We start from the raw sequence: 21,522 nt of genomic DNA on the forward strand, positions 1-21,522 counted from the left end.
GCCGGACTTCTTTAAAAGTGGATTAAACGAGCCAGATCGTTAAAAAGCGCAATCGCCGACAAGGCGACGATGCAGGCAAGCCCCGCTCTCTGGAGTACCAGCTGCCAACGATCGGAAACGGCTTTGCCCGTTACAGCCTCAACCAGATAATATAACAGATGCCCCCCGTCCAATACCGGAATTGGTAGCAGATTAAGCACGCCGAGGCTGATGCTGACAAGGGCCAGGAACGACAGGAATGCAGAGGGACCTAGGCGTGCGCTCTTGCCCGCGTAGTCGGCAATCGTCACCGGACCCGAGAGATTCTTGAGCGACGCTTCGCCCGTAATCATGCGGCCGAACATCCGCAGCGAGTAGATCGCGATGTCCCAGGTGCGCGTGGCACCCAGGCGAACGCTCTCGATCGGCCCGTAATGAACGTCCACCGAAGGTGCATCTGTGGCAAGCGCCGCGCCGATGCGGCCTACGCTCTGGCCGGTTTCGTCATCGCGCTGCGACGCGGGCACGACGGTCAGTTGGCTTGTTGGCTGGACCGGCACGGCGGCGGCGCGCGCGCGCTCCACGCTCTTGTTTGCGGCGTCGCTCGCACCCGCTTTCTGCTGCGTTTGCTGCGGCGCACCGTGCTCCACCTCCAACACCACCGGCTTGCCGGCGTGCGCCTTCACATACGCGATGAAGCTTTCCGCGCTGTCCACGGGACGACCGTCCATGCGGCGCAGCGTGTCGCCGGCCGCAAGCCCCGCCCGCTGTGCCGCGCTGCCCGGCTCGACAGCCGCCACGCGCAGCGTCGCGCCACCCACGTCGAAGCCGAGCTTCGACATGAAGTCGTCGTCGAGGTCCTGGCTGGAGAGGCCTGCAAGGTTGACCGGGAAGTCATACGTCCCCTGTCCGTCACGTGCCGACAGCACCACGCGCTCGTGGTCGAGCGCGGCACCCAGCAGCTTCCAGCGCAGATCGGACCACGATCGCACCGGCTCGGCCTGCGCGCCGTTGGCATCGCGGATGGCGACGATCTTCTCGCCGCCTTCAAAGCCAGCTTGTGCCGCAACGGTCCCTGCGGGGGGTGCGGCTACGATGGCGACGGGCTCCGTCACACCCGTTGCGAACACGGCCGCGAACAAGACGATGGCAAGCAGGAAGTTCGCGAACGGCCCCGCCGCAACGATGGCGATCCGCTTGCCGACGGCCTGGCGGTTGAAGGCACGCGGCAGGTCTTCAGCGGGAATCGGCACCGCGTCCTCGACCACCTCGCGCTCGTCGAGCATCTTGACGTAGCCGCCCAGCGGCAGCGCCGCCACCACCCACTCGACGCCCGTCTTCTTGCTCACCCAAAGCGCGAGCGGCTTGCCAAAGCCGATCGAAAAACGCAGTACCTTGACGCCGCACAAGCGCGCGACGCTGTAGTGGCCATACTCGTGAACGACCACGAGCACGCCGATCGCAACGATGAAGGCGACCAGTTCGGTGAGCAGATTCATAAGCGCCTCACTGCGCCACGCGCTCCAGATGGCGCGCGCCGGCAGGCAAACCGTCGATGAACGATGCCGCTGCCCGGCGAGCCGCCGCGTCGGCATCCAGCACATCGTCGAGACTCGTGGCGCGCCGGTTCGGCAGCGCGTTGAGCACGGCGTCGACAGTCTGCGCGATAGCCATGAAGGAAATGCGGCGCGCGAGGAAAGCGTCGACCGCGACCTCGTTGGCCGCGTTCAGCGCGGCGCTCGCCACGCCGCCCTCGGCCAGCGCCTTCATGGCGAGCGCGAGACACGGGAAGCGCTCGTAGTTCGGCTTCTCGAACGACAACGTCGCGATTTCGGCAAGGTCGAGCTGCGCGACGCCCGAATCGACGCGTTCCGGAAACGCGAGCGCATGAGCGATCGGCGTGCGCATATCGGGGTTGCCGAGCTGCGCGAGCACGGAACCGTCGGCATACGAGACGAGCGAATGAATCACGCTCTGCGGATGGATCAGCACGTCGATGCGCTCGCCCGGCAAGCCGAAGAGCCAGTGCGCCTCGATGACCTCGAGGCCCTTGTTCATCATCGTGGCCGAGTCGACCGAAATCTTGCGGCCCATCACCCAGTTCGGATGCTTGCACGCCTCTTCCGGCGTCACGTTGGCGAGCGTGGCGGGTTCGCGTGTACGGAACGGGCCGCCGGACGCGGTCAGGATGATCTTCGAGACGCCGCCGTGCAGCGCCGCCTCGCGCGGCAGACACTGGAAGATCGCGTTGTGCTCGCTGTCGACGGGCAGGAGCACTGCATGGTGATCGCGCACGGCGTCCATGAAGATCGCGCCGGACATCACGAGGGCTTCCTTGTTCGCGAGCAGGATGCGCTTGCCCGCGCGAGCAGCCGCAAGCGTGGGAGCGAGGCCCGCCGCACCGACGATCGCGGCGACCACGGTATCGCACCCATCGCTCTCCGAAACGGCGACGAGCGCCTGCGGGCCCCACGTGACCTCGGTCTTGCTGCCTGCGGCGCGCAGCTTCGCTTCCACCCGCGCCGCGGTTTCGGCGTCGCCGACAACCGCCACCTCGGGCGCGAAGCGCAGGCACTGCTCGACCAGCTTGTCGCCGTTGCGGTGCGCCGTGAGCGCGTAGACGGAGAAACGTTCCGGATGCCGCGCGACGACGTCGAGCGTGCTGTCTCCGATCGAGCCCGTGGAACCGAGCAATGTCAGTCGTTTTTGCATGATTCTTTCTCTAGCCGGCGCTGCGGCCGACGATAAGCATGGCCAGTGGCAGCACCGGAAGCAGTGCGTCGATACGGTCGAGGACGCCGCCGTGCCCCGGCAGAAGGCCGCTGGAGTCCTTCACGCCTGCCTGGCGCTTGAGCAGCGACTCGAACAGGTCGCCCACCACGCTGAATGCGACCAGCACCGTGAGCGCGAGCAACGCGCGGACGGGGCCGGCGTGCGCGAAGAGCGTTGAATAAAGGGTCGGCTCGAACGCGTGCAGTGTCGCGGCCGCCGTCGAGATGACCATGACCGCGAGCCAGCCGCCCGCGGCGCCTTCCCAGGTCTTGCCGGGACTGATGGCGGGCGCCAGCTTGTGGCGGCCGAAGGCCTTACCCGAGAAGTATGCGCCGATATCGGCGAGCCAGACGACGAGCAGCAGCGACAGCACGAACGCCACGCCGGCTGCGCGAGCCGCTACGAGCGCATGCCAGCAGGCCGCGAACAGCACGAGGCCCGCGACGAACAGGAACGGCCGCCAGGCTCCTTCGGCCAGCGCCGGCTTGCGCACCAGCGCATAGGGTCCTGCGATCACCCAGAAGATCGCGGCCGCTTCGAAGAGCGGCCGCGTATCGGAGAGGCGCGTGCTGGCCACCACGGCGAGGCCGGCGACCACCGCGTACAGCACGGGCACCACACCGCCTGCCTTCAGAAGCCGTGCCCACTCCCAGGCGGCGAACACCACGACGAAGCCGATCAGCGCACCGAACGCGCCGATGGGCGCAAACAGCGTGACCGGCAGGAAGACAGCCAGCAGAACGAGTGCCGTGATGACACGGGTTTTTAGCATGGAAGAGGATCGACGTTTTGCGATTGCGGCTCCAGCTGCGCACTGGTGCGACCGAAGCGCCGCTCGCGCTCCGCGTACGAAGCGATGGCGTGGCCGAGCGCATCCGCGTCGAAATCCGGCCAGTAGGTGTCGGTGAAGTAGAACTCGGTATAGGCGAGTTGCCAAAGCAGGAAGTTGCTGATGCGCTGCTCGCCGCCGGTGCGAATGAAGAGATCGGGCTCGGGCGCGTAGGCCATGGCCAGATGCTGGGCGAACGTGTCTTCGTTGACCGGCACCACATTGCCCGTTTGCGCCGCCTCTTCGACCAGTTTCCTCGTCGCCTGCATGATGTCCCAACGGCCGCCGTAGTTGGCAGCAATGGTGAGCGTGAGACGCGTGTTGCGGGCGGTTTTCGTTTCCGCGCGGCGGATGAGGTCCTGAATGCGGGCGTCGAACATCGACAGATCGCCCACCACACGCAGCCGGATACCGTTTGCGTGGAGTTTGCCGATCTCGCGTTCGAGCGCCGTGACGAACAGACGCATCAGGAACGAGACTTCGTCGGTCGGACGGCGCCAGTTCTCGGAGCTGAACGCGAACAGCGTCAGGTACTGGACCCCGCGGCGCGCGCACGCTTCCACCGTGGCGCGTACCGCGTCGACGCCCCGCGTATGACCGGCGACGCGCGGCAGCCGGCGCTGCGTCGCCCAACGGCCGTTGCCGTCCATGATGATCGCGATGTGACGCGGGACAGCAGTCACATCAGGCACGCGAACGGTTGAGCTGGTATAGGTCATGGCCGTCGGACTCAAACTGCTTGGGGAACGGAAAACACTGGCGCAAAGAAAGCCCGACGGCCTCAGACCGTCATGATTTCCGCTTCTTTGGTCTGCACCATCTTGTCGATCTCGGCGACGAAGCGGTCCGTGAGCTTCTGGATCTCGTCGCCGGCGCGACGCTCGTCGTCTTCCGAGATTTCCTTGTCCTTGACGAGCTTCTTCAGTTGCTCGTTGGCGTCGCGGCGCAGATTACGCACGGCGACCTTCGCCGTTTCGCCTTCACTCTTCACGACCTTGGTGAGTTCGCGGCGGCGCTCTTCCGTGAGCGCGGGCATCGGCACGCGGATCAGGTCGCCCTGAGAGGCCGGGTTCAGACCGAGATCCGATTCGCGAATCGCTTTCTCGACCACCGGCACCATCTTCTTTTCCCACGGCTGGACGCCGATCGTGCGGGCGTCCACGAGCGTGAGGTTCGCGACCTGGGAGATGGGAACCGGCGAGCCGTAATAGTCGACCTGGATGTGATCCAGCAGACCGGTGTGGGCGCGGCCCGTGCGGATCTTCGACAGATCGTTCTTGAATGCGTCGATCGAGCGCTGCATCTTTTGCTCGGCGCCCTTCTTGATGTCAGCCACAGCCATTTTCTAACCTCCGAACCATCATAACGTGCGGACCGGCCAGCGCGCCGCTGCGGCAGCTTCAAGCCTCGCCGGACCCGCGTTCGAGCCTTCTCGCGTGACCGAGAGTTTACACGTGGACGAGCGTGCCCTCGTCGTCGCCCTGAACGATCCGCTTGAGCGCGCCCGCCTTGGTGATCGAGAACACGCGGATCGGCAGCTTCTGGTCGCGGCACAGCGCGAACGCCGTGGCGTCCATGACCTGCAGGTTGCGGCTGATCGCCTCGTCGAACGTAATCGTCGTGTAGCGCGTCGCCGCAGGGTCCTTGCGCGGATCGGCCGAGTACACGCCGTCCACCTTGGTTGCCTTGAGGACGACCTCGGCGCCGATCTCCGAGCCGCGCAGCGCCGCCGCCGTGTCGGTGGTGAAGAACGGGTTGCCCGTGCCGGCCGCGAAGATCACGACCTTGCCCTCTTCCAGCTGGCGAATGGCGCGCGGACGGATGTACGGTTCCACGACCTGGTCCATGCGCAGCGCGGATTGCACGCGCGCCTCGATTCCCGCATGGCGCATGGCGTCCTGCAGCGCGAGCGCATTCATCATGGTGGCCAGCATGCCCATGTAGTCGGCCGTGGCGCGGTCCATGCCGGCTGCGCCGCCCGCCACGCCGCGGAAGATGTTGCCGCCGCCGATCACGACCGCGAGCTGCGTACCGAGCTTCACGACCTCGGCCACGTCCGCCACCATTCTTTCGATCGTTGCGCGATTGATGCCGAAAGCATCGTCGCCCATCAGAGCTTCGCCGGAGAGTTTGAGCAGAACGCGTTTATAGGCAGTGGGCATGGAGGTATCCAGATCGCGCGGAAAGGGACAATAACTTGAAACTGTAGGGGTGAAATACTGATTCGGGCAAGCGCCGCCAAATTTGCCCCGGCACGCGCACAGGGTGCGCGCAACCGTCGATCGGCGCGCCGGCGGGGATGGCCCGCTGCGCGCCTTGCGGCGCTGCCGGCCGCGGCGAGGTCTTGCCCCACCGCGGGTTACGACAGACTGCGGGACTACTTATTGTTGCTTTGCAGCAGCGACCTGCGCCGCCACTTCGGCTGCGAAGTCGTCCTGACGCTTCTCGATGCCCTCGCCCACCACGAACAGGGCGAACTTCTGCACGCTCGAGCTGCCGGCCTTGAGCATCTGCTCGATCGTCTGCTTGTCGTTCTTCACGAACGGCTGGTTCAGCAGCGACACTTCCTTCAGGTACTTCTGCACGCTGCCGTCCACCATCTTCGCAACGATCTCGGCGGGCTTGCCCGATTCGGCGGCCTTCTGTTCGGCGATGCTGCGCTCCTTGGCGATCAGGTCCGCCGGCACGTCGTCAGCCGACAGCGAAACCGGCTTCATGGCGGCGATGTGCATGGCGACGTCCTTGCCGACCTGTTCGTCCGCACCCGTGTACTCGACGAGCACGCCGATGCGCGTGCCGTGCAGGTAAGCGGCCAGCTTGTTCGCAGTTTCGAAGCGCACGAAGCGGCGGATCGACAGGTTTTCGCCGATCTTGCCGACCAGTGCGAGACGCACGGCGTCCACGGTCTGACCGTCGAGCGACAGCGCCGACAGCGCGGCCACGTCCGCCGGGTTCTGGGTAGCCGCCAGTTCGGCGACCTTCTTCGCGAACGCGTTGAAGTCGTCGTTCTTGGCGACGAAGTCGGTTTCGCAGTTCAGTTCGACGAGCGCGCCGACGTTGCCGCCGATGTACGACGCCACCACGCCTTCAGCCGTCACGCGCGACGCAGCCTTGCTCGCCTTGTTGCCGAGCTTCACGCGCAGCAGTTCTTCGGCGCGGGCCATGTCGCCGTCGGCTTCGGTCAGCGCCTTCTTGCATTCCATCATGGGCGCGTCGGTCTTCGCGCGCAGTTCTGCCACCATGCTTGCGGTAATTGCCGCCATCATTCGCTCCTTGCAATCTGACTGTTCACGCCGCCCGCACTTCGATACGGGTGGCCGGAATTCGTTTCGCAGCGACACATTTGTTACACGTGCCGCGCGGCTGGGACCGCCCTGGTGGCGGCCATTCTTGCCGTCCGGTCTGCTGTGGCGTGGAGCAATCTCGCGCAGCACCACAGCTTAAAAAAAGGGGGCCTGTAGAAAGCCCCCTTTTTTGCCGGACACGGGGCAGCTTACGCTTCCGCGTTGACCTCGACGAACTCGTCGCCGTCGTCGCCGCGCACGGCCTGGACGACTTCGTTCACGGCGTTCGCGCGCCCTTCGAGGATCGCATCGGCCACGCCCTGGGCGTACAGTGCGACAGCCTTGCTGGCGTCGTCGTTACCCGGGATCACGTAGTCGATGCCTTCCGGCGAGTGGTTCGTATCGACCACCGCGATAACCGGAATGCCCAGCTTGTTCGCTTCCGTCACGGCGATCTTGTGATAGCCGACGTCCACCACGAAAATCGCGTCGGGAATGCCGCCCATGTCCTTCACGCCGCCAATCGACTTCTGCAGCTTGGCGATCTCGCGTTCGAACAGCAGCGCTTCCTTCTTGCTCATCTTTTCGAGCTCGCCCGCCTCGACCGACGCTTCCATGTCCTTCAGGCGCTTGATCGAAACCTTCAGCGTCTTGAAGTTGGTCAGCATGCCGCCGAGCCAGCGCGCGTTCACGAACGGCATACCGGCGCGCTGCGCTTCTTCAGCGATAATGTCGCGCGACTGACGCTTCGTGCCGACGAACAGGATGGTGCCGCGATTGGCTGCCAACTGACGCACGTACTTCAGCGCGTCGTTGTACATCGGCAGCGTCTTTTCGAGGTTGATGATGTGAATCTTGTTGCGATGGCCGAAGATGAACGGGGCCATCTTGGGGTTCCAGAAGCGCGTCTGGTGACCGAAGTGGACACCGGCTTCCAGCATTTGGCGCATGGTGACTGCCATGAAATTCTCCGCGAGGGTTAGGTCTTAAGCCGGCTGCCGTATCGGCGGCAAGCCTGCCCTGCCGGGCGAAGCTTGCACGACGACACCCTGGGTGCGCCGGCTTGCGAATGTGCTGCGCGCGTGGATCAGGCGACACCGGGATTTCCGGCAGACCACCTTTCACACTTGCAGCGTCAGGTCCAAGCCACTCCACCGTGTTCGCCGGATTCATCGAGCCCGCCTTTCGGCCAGCCCGCAATCCGGGAAAACCGGGAGCGACTTAGCCAATAAGTATAGCACGCGACTGTTTCACGACTCAACCCAAGGCCAGCATGCCGCGGCATGACCTCCCAGCGGACGGATGGCCGATCACCTCCTTTCATCGCCTTAGGTGACGGGGTCCGCCGCCCTTTCCAGGCTTGCCAAACCTCTGCGGCACGGCGCGTTAGGTGCGATAATTGCGTTTTATTGCCGTTTAGCCAGCAAATGCTGAGCTCCGCCATGGCCATTACGATCAAGAACGAACACGACATCGCGCAGATGCGCGTTGCCTGCCGCCTCGCAAGCGAGGTGCTCGACTACATCACGCCGTTTGTCGCAGCCGGTGCCACCACCGGTGAACTGGACCGCCTGTGCCACGAGTACATGCTCAATGTCCAGGGCACCGTACCGGCGCCGCTCAACTATCAGCCTCCGGGCTATCCGCCGTACCCGAAGGCGACTTGCATTTCCGTCAACGACGTGATCTGCCACGGCATCCCCGGCGACAAGACGCTCAAGAACGGCGATGCGCTCAACATCGACATCACCGTGATCAAGAACGGCTATTTCGGCGACACGAGCCGCATGTTCATCGTCGGCGAAGGGTCCATTCTCGCGAAGCGCCTCGTTCAGGTCACCTACGAGTGCATGTGGCTCGGCATCGACCAGGTACGCCCCGGCGGGCATCTGGGCGACATCGGCCACGCGATCCAGCGGCACGCCGAGAACAACGGCTACAGCGTGGTGCGCGAGTACTGCGGCCACGGCATCGGTACCGTGTTCCACGAAGACCCGCAGGTGCTCCACTACGGTCGCCCGGGCACGGGCATCGAACTTCAGCCGGGCATGATCTTCACCGTGGAGCCGATGATCAACGCCGGCCGCCGCGACATTCGCACCATGCCCGACCAGTGGACGGTCAAGACCAAGGACCGCAGCCTCTCGGCGCAATGGGAGCACACGGTGCTCGTCACGGAAACCGGATACGAGGTGCTGACGGTCTCGGCCGGCACGCCCGCGCGCCCCGACATCGTCGCCGCGGCCGCCTGAGCGGCCTTTCCGCTCTGCTCCGCTGTTCCCGGTCCTCCGTCCTCTGTCTCGACACGCCCGCCCATGAGTGTTCCCGCTGTCGCCCTTCCCGATACGTCTTCGCTCAGGACGGACTACAAGGCGGCCAAAGCCGCCCTGCTCGAGCGGTTCCGCACCGCCACCAACGTCGATGCCCTGATGCGGGCGCTCGCGCGTCTCACCGACGACACGCTGCGCCGCGCCTGGCAAGCCTGCGAGCTGCCAGACGCGCTGACGCTCGCCGCCGTCGGCGGATTCGGGCGCGGCGAACTCGCACCGCATTCGGACGTCGACATCCTGGTGTTGCTGCCTGACGACCCGCCGCACGTGGAGGCGCGCATCGAGCGCTTCATCGGCCTTGCCTGGGACCTCGGGCTGGAACTGGGCAGCAGCGTGCGCACGGTGTCGCAATGCGTCGAGGAAGCCGCGAACGACGTCACGGTGCGCACCTCGCTGCTCGAAGCACGGTTCATCACAGGCAGCGCCGGTCTCTTCGACGACTTCTCGCACTGCTACCACGCCGGGCTCGACCCGCGCGCGTTCTTCCAGGCGAAGGTGCTGGAAATGCGCCAGCGCCACGCGAAGTTCCAGGACACGCCTTACGCGCTCGAACCGAACGTGAAGGAAAGCCCGGGTGGCCTGCGCGACCTGCAACTGATCCTCTGGATCACCCAGGCCGCGGGCTTCGGCAGCAGCTGGCGCGAACTCGACCAGCGCGGGCTCATCACCGGCCGCGAAGCGCGCGAGCTGCGCCGCAACGAGCGTTTTCTCAAATCGCTGCGCGCCCGGCTGCATGTCGTTTCGGGACGCCGCCAGGACATTCTCGTATTCGACCTGCAAACGCCCGTGGCCGAGAGTTTCGGCTATCGCGCAAGCGGGGCGAGGCGTGCCAGCGAGCAGCTGATGCGCCGCTACTACTGGGCCGCCAAGGCAGTCACGCAGCTCTCGACCATCCTGATCCAGAACATCGAGGCCCAGCTCTTCCCGAAGACGAGCGGCATCACGCGGGTGCTCTCGGACCACTTCGTCGAAAAGCAGGGCATGCTCGAAATTGCCAGCGACGACGTGTTCCAGCGCGAACCGCATGCCATCCTCGAAGCTTTCCTGCTCTACGAGAAGACGCCGGGCGTGAAAGGCCTGTCGGCACGCACGCTGCGCGCGCTCTACAACGCACGCGACGCGATGGACCAGCACTGGCGCCGGGACCCCGAAAACCGGCGCATCTTCATGGAAATCCTGAAGGCGCCCGAGGGCATTACGCACGCCATGCGTCTCATGAACCAGACGAGCGTGCTGGGCCGCTATCTGCTGAACTTCCGGCGCATCGTCGGCCAGATGCAGCACGACCTGTATCACGTCTACACAGTCGATCAACACATCCTGATGGTGCTGCGCAACCTGCGCCGCTTCGCCGTGCCGGAACACGCGCACGAGTATCCGTTCTGCAGCCAGTTGATCGCCAACTTCGAGCGGCCCTGGGTGCTCTACGTGGCAGCGCTCTTTCACGACATCGCAAAGGGCCGCGGCGGCGATCACTCCACGCTCGGCATGGCCGACGCGCGGCGTTTCTGCCGGGAACACGGCATCGAAGGCGACGACGCAGCGCTCGTGGTCTGGCTCGTACAGCACCACCTCACGATGAGCCATGTCGCGCAGAAGCAGGACACGAGCGACCCGGAGGTGATCCGGCGCTTCGCGGAGCTGGTCGGCACCGAGCGCCGGCTCACGGCGCTTTACCTGCTGACCGTGGCCGATATCCGCGGCACGAGCCCGAAGGTATGGAACAACTGGAAGGGCAAGCTGCTCGAGGACCTGTATCGCGCAACACTGGCCGTGCTGGGCGGCGCCCGCCCGGACGCGCACTCGGAGCTCAAGTCGCGCCAGGAAGAGGCGCTCGCGCTGCTGCGGCTCGAAACCGTGCCCGAGCACGCGCATCGTGCGCTCTGGGATCAGCTCGACGTGGGCTACTTCCTGCGCCACGACGCAGCCGACATCGCGTGGCAAACGCGTGTGCTGTATCGCCATGTGCAGGCGGAGGCGCCCGTGGTGCGCGCGCGCCCGTCGCCGATCGGCGAGGCGTTGCAGGTGCTCGTCTACCTGAAGGACCGCCCTGACCTCTTCGCCGGCATCTGCGCGTATTTCGACCGCAACGGCCTCTCGGTGCTCGACGCGCGCGTGAGCACCACGAAACACGGCTACGCGCTCGACAACTTTCTCGTCGCATACACCGAAGGCGACGTCCACTATCGCGACATCGCGAACCTCGTGGAGCAGGAGCTGACGGCGCGGCTGGCCGCTCCCGGCACGCTGCTGCCCGAGCCGTCGAAGGGGCGCCTGTCGCGCCTGTCGCGCACCTTCCCCATTACGCCGCGCGTCGACCTGCGGGCCGACGAGCGCGGTCAGTACTACATCCTTTCCGTGTCGGCCAACGACCGGCCGGGCCTTCTCTATTCGATCGCGCGCGTGCTGGCCGAGCACCGGGTCGGCGTCCATGCGGCGCGGATCAACACGCTCGGCGAACGCGTCGAAGACGTGTTTCTGCTGGACGGACACGGGCTGTCCGACAACCGGCTCCAGATTCAAGTCGAAACCGAGCTGCTGCGCGCGATCGCAGTCTGAAAAAATCCATGCGAGTCAAACTGACAGCCAAGCATCCGCGGCCGACGGCGCCCGAGCGCGCCCCCGTTCGTTCCGGTAGCGCAACCGCGCGCAAACCCAGCCGCCCGGCCACGACGACTCCGTCGGGGGCTGGCGCAGGCGCACCGAAATTTGCCGGCGCAAAACGCGGCGCGGGCACGGCAACCGGAACGCGTCCTCGATCGGGCTCGAAGCCCGGCGCAGCCGATGCGGGCGTGAAACGGCCTCGGCCGGCCGCAAAGGCTTCGGCGGGGACCGGCGCAAAATGGGGCGACCGCGCGGGCGATCGCAGGAATGACCGGGGAACGGTTCGATCGGCCGGCGCAGCCGATGCGGCACGCGAGGGTGGACGCAATCGCACAGCCACAGGGCCGGGCGCACCACGCGCATCGGGGTTTGGGCGCTCCGACGGGAAATTCAAGACTCGTACAGAAGCAGGCGGAGATCGCCCATCGCGGCCCCGCGCGGGCGCTGCGTCGGATCAGCCGACAGGAGCTGAGCGCCGACGCGCCGAAAAGTCAGGGTTTGGACCAGCCGGCGAACGCAGACCGCGCGGCCCAGCTCGTGAAGCCGAGGGTGCCTACCGTGCCACGAACCGCAGAGCCGAAGATTCGCGCGGGCCAACGCGCGACGCCGAGGGTGCGCGCCGGGCTGTCCGGCGAACGGACGGACCGCGAACCGACGCGGCACGCAGGACGGACGGCGTGCGCGGCTCGGCGGCAACGGACCGCCCTCGCCGCGCGCCCTCTTCAGCGCCTTCATCCTCGCCCCGGCGCGACGAACCGGCGCGAGGTTTCGGCGGGGGCGGCCGAAGATCGGACACGCCTGCTCGAGACGCCGAATCGCGCACTGGTCGATTCGAGCGCTCGCCACGCGCCGGCTCCTCGGGCGCAGATCACTCCGGGCGGCCCTATGCGAAGCCCGTGAAAGGCGCGTATCGGGAGGACCGTCGGGACGGTGGCAACCGCGGCGGCGACCAACGAAGCGACCGCGGCGCGCCCGCGGCAGGCAAGCCTGCCCGTCGACCGTCCACTCGAGCCGAGGCGGCGCCCGCGAAGGCGAAGCCCTCGTCTCGTCCTGAAGCCGTCCGCTTCCATGAAGACGAGCCGGGCACGCTGCGCCTGTCGAAGCGCATGTCGGAACTCGGCCTGTGTTCGCGGCGGGAAGCCGACGAGTGGATCGAGAAAGGCTGGGTGCTCGTGGATGGCGTGCTCGTGGATACGCTCGGGGCCAAGGTGCGCCCCGAGCAGCAGATCGAGATCAACCCGGCGGCGCGCGCAGCCCAGGCGCGCCAGGTAACGATCCTGCTGCACAAACCGGTTGGCTTCGTCTCCGGACAGGCTGAGGACGGCTACCCTCCTGCGGCGACGCTCGTCACGCCCGCCAATCACTGGGACGGCGACCGCTCCGGTATCCGCTTTTCGCCTTTGCATCTGCGCACGCTCGCGCCCGCAGGCCGCCTCGACATCGATTCGACTGGTCTGCTCGTGCTGACCCAGGACGGCCGCGTCGCAAAGCAATTGATCGGCGAACAGTCCGACGTCGACAAGGAGTACCTCGTGCGCGTGACGTACGGCGACTTGAGCACCGACATCGACCAGCACTTCCCGGCGGAAAGCCTCGCGATGCTGCGTCACGGCCTTGCGCTTGACGACGCCCCACTCAAGCCAGCCATGGTCAGCTGGCAGAACGGCGAACAACTGCGCTTCGTGCTGCGCGAAGGCAAGAAGCGGCAGATTCGCCGCATGTGCGAGCTGGTAGGCCTGAAGGTGGTGGGCCTCAAACGCGTGCGGATGGGCCGGGTGACGCTGGGCGCGCTGCCGCAAGGCCAATGGCGTTACATGACGCCGGACGAATCGTTCTGACCGTCCCCAAGGCGCGCAGCAGGCAACTCGCCCTGCTGCGCGCCGGTCACACCAATCACATCAATCGTCCTGACCCGGATCGAGGTCCGGAAACAGGACATCGGTAAAACCGAACTTCGAGAAGTCCGTGATCCGCATCGGGTACAGCTTGCCGATCAGGTGATCGCATTCGTGCTGCACCACGCGTGCGTGAAAACCCTCTGCGACGCGATCGATCGGTTTGCCGAACTGATCGAAGCCTTCGTAGCGGATCATCGAGAACCGGTTCACCATCCCGCGCAGGCCGGGCACCGAGAGGCAGCCTTCCCAGCCTTCCTCCTGATCCTGCGACACCGGGTGGATGATCGGATTGATGAGGACCGTTTCGGGCACAGGCGGCGCGTCGGGATAACGCTCGTTCTGGCCGAAACCGAAAATCACCACCTGCAAATCGACGCCGATCTGTGGTGCGGCAAGCCCGGCACCGTTCGCCTCGTGCATGGTGTCGAACATATCGGCGATGAGCTCATGCAGCTCGGGCGTGTCGAAATGATCGACCGGGCGCGCGATGCCGAGCAGGCGCGGATCGCCCATTCTGAGAATTTCGCGAATCATGGCGTGTGACCCTCCAGCAGCTTGCGCATACCTTCTTCGTCGAGTACGGGAACGCCGAGTTCCTCGGCTTTCGCGAGCTTGCTGCCCGCGTCCGCACCTGCGACCACGTAATCCGTTTTTTTCGACACCGATCCGGCCACCTTTGCGCCCGCGGCCTCCAGCATTTCCTTCGCCGCTTCGCGCGTGAGGGTCGGCAACGTGCCCGTCAGCACCACCGTTTTGCCGGCCAGCATGCCTTGTGGCGCTCTGGGCGCAGGCGGCCCTTCTGCCCAGGTCACCCGACCCGGCGCCCGCAGTTGCTCGATCACGGTGCGGTTGTGCTCCTCGGCAAAGAACTGGTGAATCGACTCGGCCACCACAGGACCTACGTCGTTCACCTCCAGGAGTTCTTCCACCGACGCGTTCATGACGGGATCGAGCGAACCGAAGTGCTTCGCGAGGTCTTTCGCCGTGGACTCACCCACATGACGGATACCGAGTGCGTAGAGGAACCGCGCGAGCGTCGTCTTCTTTGCCTTTTCGAGCGAATCCAGCAGATTCTGCGCCGACTTGTCCGCGAAGCGATCGAGCGCTGCAAGCGTGGAAAAGCCCAGGCTGAACAGGTCGGCCGGCGTACGCACGAGGTTCTGTTCGACAAGTTGGTCGATCACCTTCTCGCCCAGACCATCGATGTCCATGGCGCGACGCTGCGCGAAATGCCATAGCGCCTGCTTGCGTTGCGCTGGGCAAAAGAGCCCGCCCGTGCAGCGCGCGATGGCCTCGTCGGGCAGCCGCTCGATGCGCGAGCCGCATACCGGGCAATGCGTGGGCATAACGAATGCACGCGCGTTAGCGGGACGCCGATCCAGCACCACGCTCACCACTTCCGGAATCACGTCGCCAGCGCGCCGTACCACGACCGTATCGCCGATGTGGATGTCCTTGCGGCGCACCTCATCCTCGTTGTGCAGCGTCGCATTCGTGACCGTCACGCCGCCCACGAACACCGGCTCAAGGCGCGCCACCGGCGTAATCGCGCCCGTGCGGCCTACCTGCACGTCGATGGCCAGGAGCTTCGTCAGCGCTTCCTGGGCAGGGAACTTGTGCGCGAGCGCGAAGCGCGGCGCACGCGAAACGAAACCGAGCGTGTCCTGCTGGTCCCGGCGGTTCACCTTGTAGACGACGCCGTCGATGTCATACGGCAGGTTGTCGCGCTTCTCCCCGATCGCGCGAAAGAAGCCAAGCAGTCCTTCCGCGCCCTGCACCACACGCCGCTCGCTGTTCACGGGCAACCCGAGGTCCACGTACCAGTCGAGCAGTTCGCTGTGGGTCGCGGGCATCTCCATGCCATCGAGCACGCCGATGCCATAAGCAAAAAACGATAGCGGACGGTGCGCCGTGATGCGCGTATCGAGCTGCCTCAAGCTGCCCGCCGCAGCATTGCGCGGGTTTGCGAATTCGCGCTGCCCGGCCTCGCGCTGACGCTCGTTGAGGCGTTCGAAGTCACGGCGGAACATCAGCACTTCGCCGCGCACGTCGAGCACCCTGGGAACGCGCTTGCCCTTGAGCTTGAGCGGAATGGAGCGAATCGTGCGGACGTTCTCGGTGACGTTCTCGCCCGTCGTGCCGTCGCCTCGCGTAGCGGCCTGCACGAATTGCCCATCGACATAGCGCAGCGAGATGGCGAGCCCGTCGAATTTCAGCTCACACGCGTAATCGGCGTGAGCTATATCGAGTGTCTCGCACACGCGCCGGTCGAACGCGACGATGTCCTCGTCCTCGAAACCGTTGTTCAGCGACAGCATGGGTGCGTCGTGCACGACGGGCTCGAAACCGCTCGCCACCTCGCCGCCCACACGCTGGGTAGGCGATTCCGGCGTGATCAGATCCGGATGCTCGGCCTCGATCTGCTGCAGCTCGACGAACATCCTGTCGTACTCGGCGTCCGGCAGTTCCGGCTGATCGAGCACGTAGTACGCGTAATTCGCGCGTTCGAGCTCGTTGCGCAGCCATGCGGCGCGCTCGGCAGCGGATGCGTGGACGGGTTCGCGGGCAGTCGTTCGGGCCATGCTGTGGGCAGGTTCGCAAGGAAATTGAGTCGTCAGATTATCGCAGGAAGCCGCCGCCGTGGCATCGGCCAAAAGGACAGCTTCACGCTCTGGGTGCGGGCCGCTATTGTCTCTTCGTACGTGCGGCGGCGAGCACTACCAGCGATCGACAGCGCTTCGCGAACACGCCGGATGAAAGCGTGTCACGGGCCGGCTTAACGGGAAAGCGCCCAGCCTGTCAGGCTCGCAACGACCTGTGCAGCAACCGAACGCCGGAGCCTGCCGCCGCCCACCGTTTGCGGTGAGCGGGCCATGAAGATGCAAAGGAGGGAATAGAGTGAACCGACTGCTGGCGTTACTGACTGAAAAGCCGTCGCGTGGCCGCGGAGCCAGCGGGAATGCCGGCCTGCTCCAGCTTCGCGTAGAGCGTCATCAGCTGCTTTTCAATGGCAAGGAACGCGGCCTCGGGCAGCGGACGGCGCTGGTCGTCCACCACGCGCCCGCCAATGCGCTCTGCGAGCGACTTCGCGTAGTCGCACATCAGGCGGAACGGCAGGATGTCCTCGTCGGCCACCGGTACGTCGAGCACCAGCGTGATCATCTGGCCACCCTTGTAGGTGAGGTCGTCGCGCAGGAAGTTGGTGTCGCCGAACTGCAGCATGAACACGGGGCTTTGCTTCGCGTCGAGCTTCACAAAACGTGTGCCATCGCGCGAAAGCAGCAGGCCGTCTTGGGAAGCGACCGCCTGCACGTAGTTGGCCGACCACGGCGCGCCGTCCGACATCACGTTGATCGAGAGTTGCGCGTCGCACTGTGCAGCGAAGCCATCCAGTTCGCGTGCCATCGATACGGTCTCCATCATGTCGGGAAACTCGGGTGCCGCGTCGAGCGCATCGGCGAATTGCTGCACGCCCGAAACGAACTCGGAGAACTCCAGTTCGTTGAGCGGCCCGTTGCGGTTGGCAAGCTGCGCTGCTGCGCGCAGTTCTTCATAGCGCACGCCGTTCTGCAGCAGTTCCCAGGCGCCGTCGCCCTCCGGCTTGCCCTCGATATGCACGGGCTTGCTGCCGGCCCGGCGAAGCCGCTGCGCAAGCGGAATGATGCGCTCGCCCGGTACGGAGCCCGCAAGCCGGATCGGCACGATGCAGTCGATGCGGCGGTCCACCACGGCCGGCGGCGCAGCGGAAATAGTCGTGGCGGCGGGCAGCACCGGTTCGGTGCGTTCGTCATCGCTTTCGGCAGACCGCGGTTCGACAAAGCCGCCATTGGGCGACGTGGTCTCTGCCTGAATATCGGCGGGCGTATCGAGCGGCGCCGCTGCTCCGAAGCCCGGCTCGATCCGCTCTTCCGCTTCGTCGCCCTGGCCGCCCGCCAGCGTGGGCTCGCGGCGCGTCACCGGCTGCGCGGGCTCGATGAATGGGCTCTGGTTCTCGTGATCTTCGCGGGCCAGCGTTTCCGCCGTCTCGGCCGGCATCGGCCTCGGCATTCTGCGGCGCACCTTCGCTGCCTGCCAGGCGTTGTACGCCACCACGCCCGCCACCACCACGGCACCCGCGCCGGTCAAACCGAGGGTCAACTCGTCCATGCATGCTCCATCAGCAATTCTTCTTCGAGCGATGCGCCGCACAAGGCATCGTCTGCGATGCGGCGCCGCGACCGTCCGGCACAGCGCTGCGCCGCCCGTCCGCCATGCGCGCCGGCGCGGCGCTCGCCAATTAAACGTTATTCTGGGCGAAACCAGCAGCCGTTTCCATGTCGACCGCGACGATACGCGACACGCCCTGCTCCTGCATCGTCACGCCAATCAACTGCTGCGCCATTTCCATCGCAATCTTGTTGTGCGAGATGAACAGGAACTGCGTCTTGTCCGACATCGCGCGCACCAGGTTGGCAAAACGTTCGGTATTCGCGTCGTCGAGCGGCGCGTCCACCTCGTCGAGCAGACAGAACGGTGCCGGATTCAGCTGGAACATCGCGAACACGAGCGCCGTGGCCGTGAGCGCTTTCTCGCCGCCCGAGAGCAGATGAATGGTCGAGTTCTTCTTGCCCGGCGGCTGCGCCATCACCTGCACGCCGGCGTCGAGAATCTCGTCGCCCGTCATCATCAGCCGCGCCTGGCCACCGCCGAAGAGTCGCGGGAAAAGCTCGCCGAAGTGGCGATTCACCTCGTCGAACGTGCCTTGCAGCAGCGTGCGCGTTTCCTGGTCGATCTTGCGGATCGCGTCTTCGAGCGTTTCGATCGCGCTCGTCAAGTCAGCGGACTGCGCATCGAGGAAGGTCTTGCGCTCCTTCGCCGAAGCCAGTTCGTCGAGCGCGGCCATGTTGACCGGCCCGAGTGCCGCAATCGCGTTGTTGATGCGCGTCACTTCGCCCTGCAGATACGACGGTTTGAGATCCGGCGTGAGCTTGGCTTGCAGCGCAGCTTCGTCCACGCCGGCGGCTTGCAGCTGCTCGACGTACTGCTCGCCGCTCAAACGCGCGGCCTGCTCTTTCAGCTGCAATTCGGTGATGCGGTCGCGCAGCGGCTGCAGTGCGCGCTCGGCGGTGAGGCGCGTTTCGTCGGCCTGACGCAGCCTGGCCGTCAGATCGTCGAGCTCCATGCGCGCCAGGCGCAATGCCTCTTCCTTCTGCGAACGAATGTCGAGCGCGTCCTGCAGACCGGTGTGCGCGGTCTGCTCATTGATCGTTTCGAGTTCCGCACGGGCGTCCTCGAGCGAAGCTGCCACCCGCTCGCTCTGCTCGTGCGCCACCTGGATGCTGCGCCGAAGCTCGTCGATACGGTTGGCCATGTTGCGCGCGGCAAAGCGCGCGTCGTTCGCGGCGCGCTCCAGGTCGCGCGCTGCACCACGCGCAGCGGTCAACTCTTCGTCGAGCGCTTCGAATGCGAGCTGGTTGTCTTCGTAGCGGGCCTGCAACTCGGCGAGCTCTGCGTCGTGACGCTCGAAATTCGCTTCCGACTCGGCCCGCAGGCCACGCTGCTCTTCAATCTGTGCAGCGATTTCTTCGCGTTCTTCGCGAATCTGCGTGCTGCGCGCCGTGTAGCGCTCGTGCGCCTGAGTGAGCTTCAGTACATCCAGCTGCAGCGCGTGCACGCGCTGCGTGGCGCGTTCGGCCTGCGCGCGCACGTCGGCGAGCGCCTGGGCTGCTTGCGTATGCGCTGCTTCGGCGCGGATCGCTGCGGCCTTCGCCTCGTCGGCGAGCAGCGCCTGAGCGCGCACCTGGCGCGTGAGGTTCTCGATTTCCTGCTGCCGCGCGAGCATACCGGCCTGCTCGGAATCGGCCGCATAGAGCTGCACGCCCACGCGCGTCACCACGTGACCGGCCTTCACGACGAAGGCGCCGCCCTCGGGCAACTGCGAACGCTGGGCGAGCGCTTGCGCAAGGTCGTCGGCAACGAACACCTGGCCCAACCAGTCGTTGAGCACCGCACGCAGCCCCGCGTCGTCGATACGCACGAGCGACAGCAGCGGATTCAGCGCCGCCGTTGCCGCCACCGGCTGACCGGCCACAGGCGGGGAATAGAACGCGAGCTTGGCGGGTGGCGCGTCGGTAGCGAACGCCTTCACCCAGTCGAGATTCGAGACTTCGAGCGCCGCCAGCCGCTCGCGCAGCACCGCTTCGAGCGCCGTTTCCCAGCCAGCCTCGACGTGCAGCTTCTTCCACAGGCGCGGCAGGGTGGCGAGTTCGTGCTTCTCGAGCCACGGCTGGATCTTGCCCTCGGTCTGGACGTTTTCCTGGAGCTGCTTCAACGCCGCAAGACGGGCTTCAAGCTGGTGGATCTGCGCGCTTTCGGCCTGCACGCGCTCATGGGCGGCGCGGCGCTCGGCGTCGAGACGCGGCACCGTTTCCTGCGCTTCTGCGAGCTGGTCCTGGGCGTCACGCAGAATTTCCTCGTGCTCGGCGAGTTGCATGCGCAGTTCTTCGAGCTGCGCCTCGTCCGGGGCGTCGAGACCACTTGCCTCGGCCTTCAACCGCTCCTCGCGCTGCTGAAGCTGTTGCAGCATCTGATCCGCGTTGCGCTGGTGGGCAGCTTCCAGCTTGATAGCCTGCTCGGTTTGCGCGATGCCCGCGCGCTCGTCGTTGAGCTGCCCCTGGGCGTCACGCCAGCGCGCTTCGAGCGCGGGCAGCGCGTCGTGCTTCGCGGCGGCGTCATCCTCGGCGAGCGTCGCTTTTTCCTCGGCGATCGCGAGCTGTTCTTCGGCGTCTTCCAGGTCGCCCTGGGCCTTCTGGGCCTGCGCGAGCCATTGCTCGCGCTGCGCCGTGAGCGCTGCGATCTGCGCCTGTGCCCGGTTACGCGACTCGACGATGAACTTGATCTCGGCTTCGAGCCGGCTCACCTCGGCGTTGGCTTCGTAGAGCGCGCCCTGTGCGCCCTGCATCGCGTCGGTCGCGGAGTAATGGGCGACGCGCAGCGTTTCGAGTTGCGCCTCCACTTCGCGCAACTGCGCGGTATGCGCTTCGAGGTCGATCTGCGCCTGCTCGATGGCGCGCTGCTGGCGCTGCTGCTCGCTCGCCGCCTCGTTCTTGCGCAACAGCCACAACAGGCGCTGTTTCTCTTCGCCATCGGACTGCAGTTCGCGAAACTTCGTGGCCACCACGGCCTGGCCCTCGAGCTTGTCGAGGTTCGTGGTCAGTTCGCGGATGATGTCTTCGACGCGCGTGAGGTTCTCGCGCGTGTCGTGCAGCCGGTTTTCCGTCTCGCGGCGGCGCTCCTTGTACTTCGACACGCCCGCGGCCTCTTCGAGGAACACGCGCAGCTCTTCGGGCTTCGCCTCGATGATGCGCGCGATCATGCCCTGGCCGATGATCGCGTACGCACGCGGCCCGAGACCGGTGCCGAGGAAGATGTCCTGGATGTCGCGGCGGCGCGCCGGCAGGTTGTTGATGTAGTAGCTCGACGTGCCGTCGCGCGTCAGCACGCGCTTGACGGCGATCTCGGCATACTGGCCCCACTGGCCCGCGGCGCGGCCGTCCGCATTGTCGAACACGAGTTCGACGCTTGCGCGGCTGCCCGGCTTGCGCGCAGTCGAGCCGTTGAAGATCACGTCCTGCATCGACTCGCCGCGCAGTTCCGAGGCGCGCGACTCGCCGAGCACCCAGCGCACGGCGTCGATGATGTTGGACTTGCCGCACCCATTGGGACCGACCACGCCGACGAGCTGGCCCGGAACCTGAAAATGCGTGGGATCGACGAATGACTTGAAGCCAGCGAGTTTTATCGAGGTCAGACGCACGGCGATATCGCTGATTTATAAGGGATTGAAA

Annotated in this window: 15 protein-coding genes; 3 read left to right on the forward strand and 12 right to left on the reverse strand. The window is 65.7% G+C overall.

From position 1 onward, the window contains the following. Nucleotides 1-11: 11 nt before the first annotated feature. From rseP to rpsB, 8 genes are all read right to left on the reverse strand, one after another. Entirely contained in the window at nucleotides 12-1,478 is a 1,467-nt protein-coding gene (gene rseP / locus PKKP23_RS02280; protein WP_126875651.1) for an RIP metalloprotease RseP, read from the reverse strand. Nucleotides 1,479-1,485: 7 nt separating this feature from the next. Then, nucleotides 1,486-2,691 (reverse strand): 1-deoxy-D-xylulose-5-phosphate reductoisomerase, encoded by a 1,206-nt coding sequence (locus tag PKKP23_RS02285; RefSeq protein WP_126875652.1) that lies wholly within the window; start codon nucleotides 2,689-2,691, stop codon nucleotides 1,486-1,488. Nucleotides 2,692-2,701: 10 nt separating this feature from the next. Beyond that, nucleotides 2,702-3,523, reverse strand: a complete 822-nt coding sequence (locus PKKP23_RS02290; protein WP_126875653.1) for a phosphatidate cytidylyltransferase — start codon at nucleotides 3,521-3,523, stop codon at nucleotides 2,702-2,704. Next, nucleotides 3,517-4,299 (reverse strand): polyprenyl diphosphate synthase, encoded by a 783-nt coding sequence (gene uppS / locus PKKP23_RS02295; protein ID WP_026122117.1) that lies wholly within the window; start codon nucleotides 4,297-4,299, stop codon nucleotides 3,517-3,519. The genes PKKP23_RS02290 and uppS overlap by 7 nt, the downstream gene beginning before the upstream one ends. A 62-nt stretch (nucleotides 4,300-4,361) precedes the next feature. Then, nucleotides 4,362-4,922 (reverse strand): ribosome recycling factor, encoded by a 561-nt coding sequence (gene frr, locus PKKP23_RS02300; RefSeq protein ID WP_017778140.1) that lies wholly within the window; start codon nucleotides 4,920-4,922, stop codon nucleotides 4,362-4,364. Nucleotides 4,923-5,028: 106 nt separating this feature from the next. Continuing rightward, entirely contained in the window at nucleotides 5,029-5,742 is a 714-nt protein-coding gene (gene pyrH, locus PKKP23_RS02305; RefSeq protein ID WP_017778139.1) for a UMP kinase, read from the reverse strand. A gap of 219 nt (nucleotides 5,743-5,961) precedes the next feature. Further along, nucleotides 5,962-6,843: a translation elongation factor Ts gene (gene tsf, locus PKKP23_RS02310; protein ID WP_126875864.1), complete on the reverse strand. Its 882-nt coding sequence runs from the start codon at nucleotides 6,841-6,843 to the stop codon at nucleotides 5,962-5,964. A 230-nt stretch (nucleotides 6,844-7,073) separates the two neighbouring features. Beyond that, nucleotides 7,074-7,826, reverse strand: a complete 753-nt coding sequence (gene rpsB / locus PKKP23_RS02315; RefSeq protein ID WP_017778137.1) for a 30S ribosomal protein S2 — start codon at nucleotides 7,824-7,826, stop codon at nucleotides 7,074-7,076. Between the two features lie 465 nt (nucleotides 7,827-8,291). Between rpsB and map the strand changes: the two genes are divergently transcribed. The 3 genes from map to PKKP23_RS02330 all read left to right on the forward strand — a co-directional run bounded on the left by map (nucleotide 8,292) and on the right by PKKP23_RS02330 (nucleotide 13,636). Next, a complete protein-coding gene (gene map / locus PKKP23_RS02320; RefSeq protein WP_017778136.1) occupies nucleotides 8,292-9,116 on the forward strand; it encodes a type I methionyl aminopeptidase in 825 nt (274 codons plus the stop codon). A 63-nt stretch (nucleotides 9,117-9,179) separates the two neighbouring features. Then, a complete protein-coding gene (locus PKKP23_RS02325) occupies nucleotides 9,180-11,753 on the forward strand; it encodes a [protein-PII] uridylyltransferase (protein ID WP_126875654.1) in 2,574 nt (857 codons plus the stop codon). Between the two features lie 8 nt (nucleotides 11,754-11,761). Next, complete coding sequence (locus PKKP23_RS02330) at nucleotides 11,762-13,636, forward strand: pseudouridine synthase (protein ID WP_126875655.1); 1,875 nt, start codon at nucleotides 11,762-11,764, stop codon at nucleotides 13,634-13,636. Nucleotides 13,637-13,696: 60 nt separating this feature from the next. Here the strand turns inward: PKKP23_RS02330 and def are convergent, their stop codons facing one another. The 4 genes from def to smc all read right to left on the reverse strand — a co-directional run bounded on the left by def (nucleotide 13,697) and on the right by smc (nucleotide 21,491). Beyond that, nucleotides 13,697-14,230 (reverse strand): peptide deformylase, encoded by a 534-nt coding sequence (gene def, locus PKKP23_RS02335; RefSeq protein WP_126875656.1) that lies wholly within the window; start codon nucleotides 14,228-14,230, stop codon nucleotides 13,697-13,699. Then, nucleotides 14,227-16,278: an NAD-dependent DNA ligase LigA gene (gene ligA / locus PKKP23_RS02340; RefSeq protein ID WP_126875657.1), complete on the reverse strand. Its 2,052-nt coding sequence runs from the start codon at nucleotides 16,276-16,278 to the stop codon at nucleotides 14,227-14,229. Before ligA ends, def begins: the two co-directional genes overlap by 4 nt. A gap of 334 nt (nucleotides 16,279-16,612) precedes the next feature. Beyond that, complete coding sequence (locus PKKP23_RS02345; RefSeq protein WP_126875658.1) at nucleotides 16,613-17,842, reverse strand: cell division protein ZipA C-terminal FtsZ-binding domain-containing protein; 1,230 nt, start codon at nucleotides 17,840-17,842, stop codon at nucleotides 16,613-16,615. A 130-nt stretch (nucleotides 17,843-17,972) separates the two neighbouring features. Further along, nucleotides 17,973-21,491, reverse strand: a complete 3,519-nt coding sequence (gene smc, locus PKKP23_RS02350; RefSeq protein ID WP_126875659.1) for a chromosome segregation protein SMC — start codon at nucleotides 21,489-21,491, stop codon at nucleotides 17,973-17,975. Nucleotides 21,492-21,522: the final 31 nt, after the last annotated feature.

Source organism: Paraburkholderia kururiensis JCM 10599 = LMG 19447, assembly GCF_003986935.1.
In the GTDB taxonomy this organism is placed as follows: Bacteria; Pseudomonadota; Gammaproteobacteria; order Burkholderiales; family Burkholderiaceae; genus Paraburkholderia; species Paraburkholderia kururiensis.

What these genes read in the sequence shown, in the direction of transcription:
- rseP (WP_126875651.1), bottom strand. Translation starts at nt 1,478, where the DNA reads ATGAATCTGCTCACCGAACTGGTCGCCTTCATCGTTGCGATCGGCGTG.
- PKKP23_RS02285 (WP_126875652.1), bottom strand. Translation starts at nt 2,691, where the DNA reads ATGCAAAAACGACTGACATTGCTCGGTTCCACGGGCTCGATCGGAGAC.
- PKKP23_RS02290 (WP_126875653.1), bottom strand. Translation starts at nt 3,523, where the DNA reads ATGCTAAAAACCCGTGTCATCACGGCACTCGTTCTGCTGGCTGTCTTC.
- uppS (WP_026122117.1), bottom strand. Translation starts at nt 4,299, where the DNA reads ATGACCTATACCAGCTCAACCGTTCGCGTGCCTGATGTGACTGCTGTC.
- frr (WP_017778140.1), bottom strand. Translation starts at nt 4,922, where the DNA reads ATGGCTGTGGCTGACATCAAGAAGGGCGCCGAGCAAAAGATGCAGCGC.
- pyrH (WP_017778139.1), bottom strand. Translation starts at nt 5,742, where the DNA reads ATGCCCACTGCCTATAAACGCGTTCTGCTCAAACTCTCCGGCGAAGCT.
- tsf (WP_126875864.1), bottom strand. Translation starts at nt 6,843, where the DNA reads ATGGCGGCAATTACCGCAAGCATGGTGGCAGAACTGCGCGCGAAGACC.
- rpsB (WP_017778137.1), bottom strand. Translation starts at nt 7,826, where the DNA reads ATGGCAGTCACCATGCGCCAAATGCTGGAAGCCGGTGTCCACTTCGGT.
- map (WP_017778136.1), top strand. Translation starts at nt 8,292, where the DNA reads ATGCTGAGCTCCGCCATGGCCATTACGATCAAGAACGAACACGACATC.
- PKKP23_RS02325 (WP_126875654.1), top strand. Translation starts at nt 9,180, where the DNA reads ATGAGTGTTCCCGCTGTCGCCCTTCCCGATACGTCTTCGCTCAGGACG.
- PKKP23_RS02330 (WP_126875655.1), top strand. Translation starts at nt 11,762, where the DNA reads ATGCGAGTCAAACTGACAGCCAAGCATCCGCGGCCGACGGCGCCCGAG.
- def (WP_126875656.1), bottom strand. Translation starts at nt 14,230, where the DNA reads ATGATTCGCGAAATTCTCAGAATGGGCGATCCGCGCCTGCTCGGCATC.
- ligA (WP_126875657.1), bottom strand. Translation starts at nt 16,278, where the DNA reads ATGGCCCGAACGACTGCCCGCGAACCCGTCCACGCATCCGCTGCCGAG.
- PKKP23_RS02345 (WP_126875658.1), bottom strand. Translation starts at nt 17,842, where the DNA reads ATGGACGAGTTGACCCTCGGTTTGACCGGCGCGGGTGCCGTGGTGGTG.